5 protein-coding genes and 1 pseudogene are annotated in these 6,454 nt (G+C 66.3%); 1 reads left to right on the top strand and 5 read right to left on the bottom strand.

Annotation, left to right across the window (positions count from 1 at the left end):
- Window positions 1-48: 48 nt before the first annotated feature.
- The 5 genes and pseudogenes from DMB66_RS15920 to DMB66_RS15940 all read right to left on the bottom strand — a co-directional run bounded on the left by DMB66_RS15920 (window position 49) and on the right by DMB66_RS15940 (window position 5,895).
- A protein-coding gene (locus DMB66_RS15920; RefSeq protein ID WP_199752388.1) for an IS5 family transposase occupies window positions 49-866 on the bottom strand; the annotation gives its coding sequence in 2 pieces (ribosomal slippage) (window positions 49-536 and window positions 536-866; 819 coding nt in all).
- Between the two features lie 219 nt (window positions 867-1,085).
- Complete coding sequence (locus DMB66_RS15925; RefSeq protein WP_125804864.1) at window positions 1,086-2,540, bottom strand: IS1380 family transposase; 1,455 nt, start codon at window positions 2,538-2,540, stop codon at window positions 1,086-1,088.
- Window positions 2,541-2,908: 368 nt separating this feature from the next.
- Window positions 2,909-3,805: an IS3 family transposase gene (locus DMB66_RS15930; RefSeq protein WP_125804865.1), complete on the bottom strand. Its 897-nt coding sequence runs from the start codon at window positions 3,803-3,805 to the stop codon at window positions 2,909-2,911.
- Window positions 3,806-4,313: 508 nt separating this feature from the next.
- Window positions 4,314-5,500, bottom strand: a pseudogene (locus DMB66_RS15935) (ISAzo13 family transposase); the annotation flags it as partial.
- An 86-nt stretch (window positions 5,501-5,586) separates the two neighbouring features.
- Complete coding sequence (locus DMB66_RS15940; RefSeq protein ID WP_125804866.1) at window positions 5,587-5,895, bottom strand: transposase; 309 nt, start codon at window positions 5,893-5,895, stop codon at window positions 5,587-5,589.
- Between the two features lie 432 nt (window positions 5,896-6,327).
- Here DMB66_RS15940 and DMB66_RS65875 point away from each other — a divergent pair.
- Window positions 6,328-6,454: DUF6283 family protein (locus tag DMB66_RS65875; RefSeq protein WP_370318509.1), on the top strand; the 127-nt coding region annotated here is incomplete at its 3' end.

Genomic DNA, 6,454 nt, shown 5'->3' on the forward strand with positions numbered 1-6,454 from the left:
CCGCACCAGGCACCTCGACTCAAGATCGTCCTTAACGCCTAAAAGCTCCTAACACGATCTCGGGTTGGTCCATTTGATCAATCGGCGCCAGCAGATCATGGCGCAGGCGAGGCTGACGAGGCCGTCGTGGAGGTCGAGGCGGCGTTCCCAGCGCACGGCGAGTCTGCGGAATTGGTGGAGCAGGGCGAAGCTCTGTTCGACGACGTAGCGGAGTTTGCCCAGGCCTTTGATGTGGGGAGTCTTGGGTTTGGCGATGATCGGTTCGGTGCCGCGCTCGCGGCACGCTTGGCGGAAGGCTTCGCTGCTGTATCCCTTGTCGGCCAGCAGCACGGCGAAGCGGCGCCGGGGCCTGCCTGGTCGTCCGGCGATCGGTGGGTAGCAGTCGAGCAGGTCGAGCGCAGGGCTGATGTCGGGGACGTTCGCGCCGCTGGTCAGCACGTAGATCGGGGTGCCGTTGCCGTCGCAGATCAGGTGGTGCTTCGAGCCGGGTTTGCCGCGGTTGACCGGCGACGGGCCTGTTCCGGCGCCCCCTTTTTAGCGTCGATGTGACTGCCGTCCATCGCCGCTCTCGACCAGTCGATCCGGTTCACCGCGTTCAGCTTGCCGAGGAGTATCTGGTGCACCTGGTCGAAGACCCCGGCCTCGGTCCAGCGCTCCAGCCGGCGCCAGCACGTCATCCCTGAGCCGAAGCCGAGTTCCTGCGGCAGGTCTTCCCAGCCGATCCCGGTGTGCAGCACGAACAGGATGCCTTGCAGGCAGAGACGGTCCGGAATCGGTTTCGGGCCCGGGGCCTTCTCCGGCCACGGCGGCAGCACCGGCTCGATCAGCTTCCACAACTCGTCATCAACGCTCCACGGCTTCCCCACGACCGGCGAACGAGACTGATCTTCACTGCGTGGCGCTGATCATCATCTATTCAGCAGATCGTGTTAGCCTCCGTCTTTCATTAAGCCCGGTGGATTGGTTGGTGTGGTGATCTGGGTGAGGTGGTGGCGGTCGTTCTGTTGTTGGGTAGCGGGTATCACCCGGCCGTAGGCCGGGTTGCTCCGTGTCCCTGATCGTGGTGGATGTGCCGGATTCTGTTGTCAGGTCACGGGTTCGGGTAGCCGGTCGAGCCGGTGGAACGCGGTGATGAGCTGGTCGGTCCAGGGCCAGCCGGCGGCGATGCGCAGGGTCGTGGTGCGGGCGGTGCGGCTGATCTTCGCGGCGACGTGCAGGAGCCGGTAACGCAATTTCTTCGGCTCCGCGACCGTGTGAGCACCTTCGAGGAGTAGGTGCTGGGTCCAGGCGAGCAGGTCGATACCGGTCAGAGCCAGTTGCAGCCACACCTTGTTGATCGCGAACACGCGAGACGGGAACCGGCCGAAGCCGGTGTTCTTACCGGTGCGGATCCGGTCCTCGACCCGGGCGTGGGTGCGGTGGCGGACCTCCAGGAACTGGATCGGGTTGCCAGCGGGGGGTGTGTCGGTGGCGAAGACCTGGTGCCGCATCCCGTTGACGTGGTCGAACAAGGTCAGCTGTGCTCCCGGGTGCGGTCGTTCCCGGCGGCAGATCAACCGGGTGCCGGCCGGGAAACCGGCCAGCGGTACCGGGTCGACAAGGTCGGTCAGCTCGACAAGTTCGGCCCCGTCACGCAGGCCGCCATCAGCGTTGAGGGCGGGAACCCAGTCGGTGGCGGCGGTGATCGCGGCCCGCACCGCCTCACCGATGGCGACGCCGACGGAGAACTGCGTGTCCAGACCGTGTTCGCGCAGGCCGCGGATGTGGGCGAGGAACGCGTGGCTGCTGCCCGCCGAATCAGACCGGATGAGGATCGGATTGCCGTAACGGTATGGCTCTGGGATCTGATCAAGGGCCCGGTCCAGCACGATGATGTGGTCGGCGGCGGTGTTCGATCCGGCGTTGCCCGCACGCAGCAACCCGGCCAGGGCTTCACCGGTGCCGTCCAGGAAACACAGCAGCGGGTGGAAACCGAACGTGTGCTTCCAGGTTGCCGCCGCCGATTCCTTCTCGGAATGACACAACACGATGGTCGCGTCGATGTCGAGGACGAAGCCTGGAAGCACACGATCGAGCACGGTCGTGGCCGGCACCCGGCCACGAGTCTCGGCCAGCTGCAACCAGGCCAACTCCCGCGCCGCCGCGCGAGCAGCACGTAGACGGGCCAACGCCGGCTCGTCGATCGCGGCCAGGACCCGCCACGCCGTCGCGTCCGAGGCCACCGCTCCGAACAGATCCGGTTGCTGGCGCAACACGCCCAGATCAGCGATCGTTTCCCCGCCATCGGCCAGCAACACCGCCAGATCGACAGCAACCCGGCCAGGCTCGTGTGCGGAACGACGTTGCCGGTCCAGACCCAACGCTTGAATGAAACTCCTGGTCAGACCGGTCTTATCGGCAAGGTCGGTGAGCAGACGCGTGCCGGCATGACCGACCACGCCACGAGCACCACCGGTGACGACAACCTTCGGACGCGTGCCGGTACTCTGCACCTTGAGAGTGCCTTCCGTGACAGACGATCTTGACCCTAGACAAGTCAGATCATCCCAGATCAGAAGGCACTTTCGCGTACCCGGGTGTCGCCACCACCCACCCTTACTGAAGGGCCGAGGTTAGGAGCTCTAAAGCCTTATCCCCTCCGGCGGTGCGAAGCTGAGCTCAGCTAGTGCGTGGGGGGGAAGAGGATGAGATTGTCGGGGACCTCGTCCGGGTTGTTCGCGGAGGCGGCACCTATTGGGACGGTCGACTCGGGCGTTTTCGAGAGTTCGAGTGTGGTGCGTAGAACGGTGTTGGCGAGGGCCAGGTTCGTGACGAGGTGCCGAAGTTTGTCGATCTCGGCAGCTTGATCCGTGACCGTCTTGGTGAGCCTTTCGACGGGGGGCTTGCCCCCGGATCTTGGACACGGGGTTTATGCGGCCGCTGTCAGCGTAGCCGGTGTTGCTGAGGTGCGTTCGTAGGTGATCGGTGATTGTTGTCCGAGCTGGGAGTGGCGGCGGACGGTGTTGTAGCGGTGCAGCCAGCGGAAGCTGGTGAGTCGGGCCTCGCGTTCGTCGGTGAACGCGCGGCGGCCTTGCAGGGTCTCGCGTTTGAAGGTCGCGTTGAACGACTCGGCGAGGGCGTTGTCGGCCGAGCTACCGACCTTGCTCATCGATTGGCGGACCCCGGCCTGGGCGCAGGCTTCGGCGAAGGCCCGGGACGTGTATTGCGCTCCGTGATCGGTGTGCATGATTGCCTCGTCGAGGCTGCCGCGAGTGCGCTGCGCCGCGTGCAGCGCGTCAACGTCGAGGTCGGTGCGCATGTGATCGGCGATCGCCCAGCCGGTCAGCCGGCGCGAATGTAGGTCGATAACCGTTGCCAGGTAAAGGAATCCGCGTTCACCTACCGGCAGATAGGTGATGTCGCCGACGTAACGTTGGTTGACCGCCGGGGCGGTGAAATCCCGGCCGATCAGGTCCGGTGCCTTGCTCGCGGCCGGGTCCGCGATGGTGGTCTGCACCCGGCGGCGTAGTCGCAGGCTCTGCACGCCGAAGCGGCGCATCACCCGGGCGACCCGCTTGTGGTTCACATGCTGGCCGGTGTCGTGCAGCTCGGCGGTGATCCGCGGTGCGCCGTAGGTACCGTCAGAGCCGGCGTGGGCCTGCCGGATCCGGCCGGCCAGGACCCGGTCCGCGGCGTCGCGGGCAGCCCGATCGTCCGCGGTGGCCTTCCAGTAGTAGTAACTCGACCGGGCGAGTCCGATGATCGTGCACAACCGCTTCACGCCGTAGCGTGTGTGGTGGTCGGCGACGAACTGGAAGCGGTTCAGGACGCGTCAACTAACTACTGCTTGGTTCTGCGGTTGATGCGGTAGCGATCGCGTTGTGGAGGGCTTCGATCGTGCGGGGCGGGTGGATGTTGCGGGATCCGGTAAGGACCGCCGCGGCCGCGGGGCCGCCAGCGAGGCCGAGAAGGGGCATCGTTCGGTGAGCGTGGTAGCTGAGCGTGTTGCGGTCGCGGCCGAGCAGCCGAGCCGCGAGAGTGAGTGTGATGTTGTTGCGGCGGCTCAGGATCGCGGCTAGGACGCGGTGGCGGTGGTCGAGGAAACCGAAGCCGGGGTTGTAGCCGCGCCGGTTGATGCCCTTCCTCTTCTGTCGTTCGGCTTCGGCCAGCGTTCGGCGCCAGGGCTCGAGGTCGGTGACAAGTTGGTCGAACTGCTCGCGGGACATGCCGGTCAGGGCGGGGTGGGTGAGCAGGTGGGTGGCCTCGGCCGGGATCGGTGCCGGGGCTGCGGCAGCGTGGTCGGGTTCGGCCGCTGGTGGCTTTTGAGGGTCGTAGGGGGCGATGGTGTAGTTCCATTCGCCGTGGAAGTCGTCGCGTTCGACCCGGCGCAGGATCGCGGTGCGTTCGTCCTTGGTCAGCGTGCGCCCGGTCGGGTAGTCGTTGTCATCCAGCACGGCACTGACGGTCAGGCCGGCGCTGGTGCGGGTGGCCGAGATGCTCTGCAGCAATACGTCTTAGCTGGTCAGGGGCGGCCGCGCAGGTTGTGGGTGATACGGGAGAACAGGCGGTGCTCGACCTTGTTCCATTTCGAGGTCCCGGGTGGGAAGTGCAGGACGGTGACGGTAATGCCTGCCTCGTCGGCGAATGCGGCCAGGTCATGCTTGAACAGGTGCGAGTCGGCGGAGTTCGCGCCCCCGGAGTCGGCAGTGATCAGGAGGCGGGTCGCTGCCGGATAGTCGGAGCGGCCTTGCTCGTTCCACCAGCGGCGGATGGATTCGACCGCGAACGCGGCTGTGTTGCGGTCGGTGCCCACGTTCACCCAGCCGGAGTCCTGTCCCAGGTCGTAGACGCCATACGGGATGGCGACCGGTGTCGAGGCGTCAGTGAAGTCGTGATCGGGGGCCGTGATCGGTTCTCCTTTCCGGCGGTAGGAGCGACCCGGGCGGGCGAAGTCACCGATCGGTTCCTTTTTCTTGGCGTCCACGCTCACTACCGGCAAGGCCTCGGCGAGGAACTGCTCGACCGTCGTGTTGATGTGCCGAAACTGGGCGTCGCGGTCCGGAACCTGGCTACCCGCGCGCCGTTTGGCCATACCTTGAAGACTGAACCCCATCGATCGCAGCAGCGCTCCCACGACCGGGGCACTGACCTGATGCCCTGCCGCGCTCAACTCCCGGGCAAGATCCCGCAGCGACGCAGTGGTCCAGCGCAGCGCAGAAACCGGGCACCCGGCCTCCCGCGGCTCGATCAGCGCCTGCAGCGCCGGCCGAAGGCCCGGATCACGCTCGGTCGCTGGCTTGCGTCCGCCACCGGCACGGCGCACCCGTCCCAGCACCGGCGTGCCGCCAGCAAGTTCGGCACGTCCCCGCGCGATCGTCGACTCCGACACCTCCGCCAGCCGGGCCACCGCGGCGATTCCGCCATGTCCGAGCGCACCTGCCTCAGCCGCCAGGAACAAGCGGCGCTGCCGCTCGTTCAGGTGCGGCAACAAGGCGGCGAACTTTGCATCCAGAACCGCTATGACCGCTTCCGAGATCTTCACCGAGGCCAAATACCACAATGGACACCAAGCGCTGATCAACCCGGCAGTAAATTCCTTACGCGTCCTCACCAGCGCGTCTCCCCGGCGAAATACCGGGCCGCCTTACGCAGAATGTCCCGCTCTTCCTCCAGTTCCCGGACCCGGCGGCGCAGCTCGGCGTTCTCGTCCTCGACCGAGCCAGCAGCCGCCTGCGGTCTCGCCGAGGCGGCCGGGCCGTCACCGCGTCGCTGATCGTCGGCACGGACCCAGCTGCGCACCGTCTCCCGGTTGACGCCCAGGTCATCAGCGATCGACGCGATCGTCGCACCCGGCCGAGACCGGTACAACGCGACCGCGTCGGCCTTGAACTGCTTCGGATAGTGCTTGTTCACCATGTCTTGCAGGACTCCTGATCTACCGAGACCTTCAAGATCCCAGTCTCAAAGTGTCCAAGATCAGGGGGCAACACCCCCTGCAGGTCACCCAGCCTCCGCGGTGTCAACTACCGTGCTTCGGCTCAGGTCCTTGGAAGCGCCCTACCGGCTGATGCAGGCCGAGCCTGAGGCGAAGAGCGCGTGGACGCAGGCCCGACCACTTCGATGCCGGTCACGGCCAGCGGGCGCAAATGATCACCGCGTGCCGCTGACCGACGACCGCCTTCGCGCCACGCTCAGTCACCACGAGCGTCCGGTCGGCGAGCGGATCGCGGTAGATGAACGCGTCTGACGGCGGAAGCGGACCGACGCGGTGCCGCCAGTTACGGCACCGCGATGGCTGTCGTCGTGTGGTGTTTGTGGGTATGCCCATCGAAGCGGCATCCTGTGGCGATGCCAATTCAGTCCCCTGCCGCCCGGCCCTGCGGTACGTGTCCCTACCGTAGGGACTGCCCGTCCGGTATATGGACGGGCGAAACGTACGGCCGACTGGTGCTGTACGACCTTCCGACGGCGCTCC

It is taken from the genome of Actinoplanes sp. ATCC 53533 (assembly GCF_003947245.1).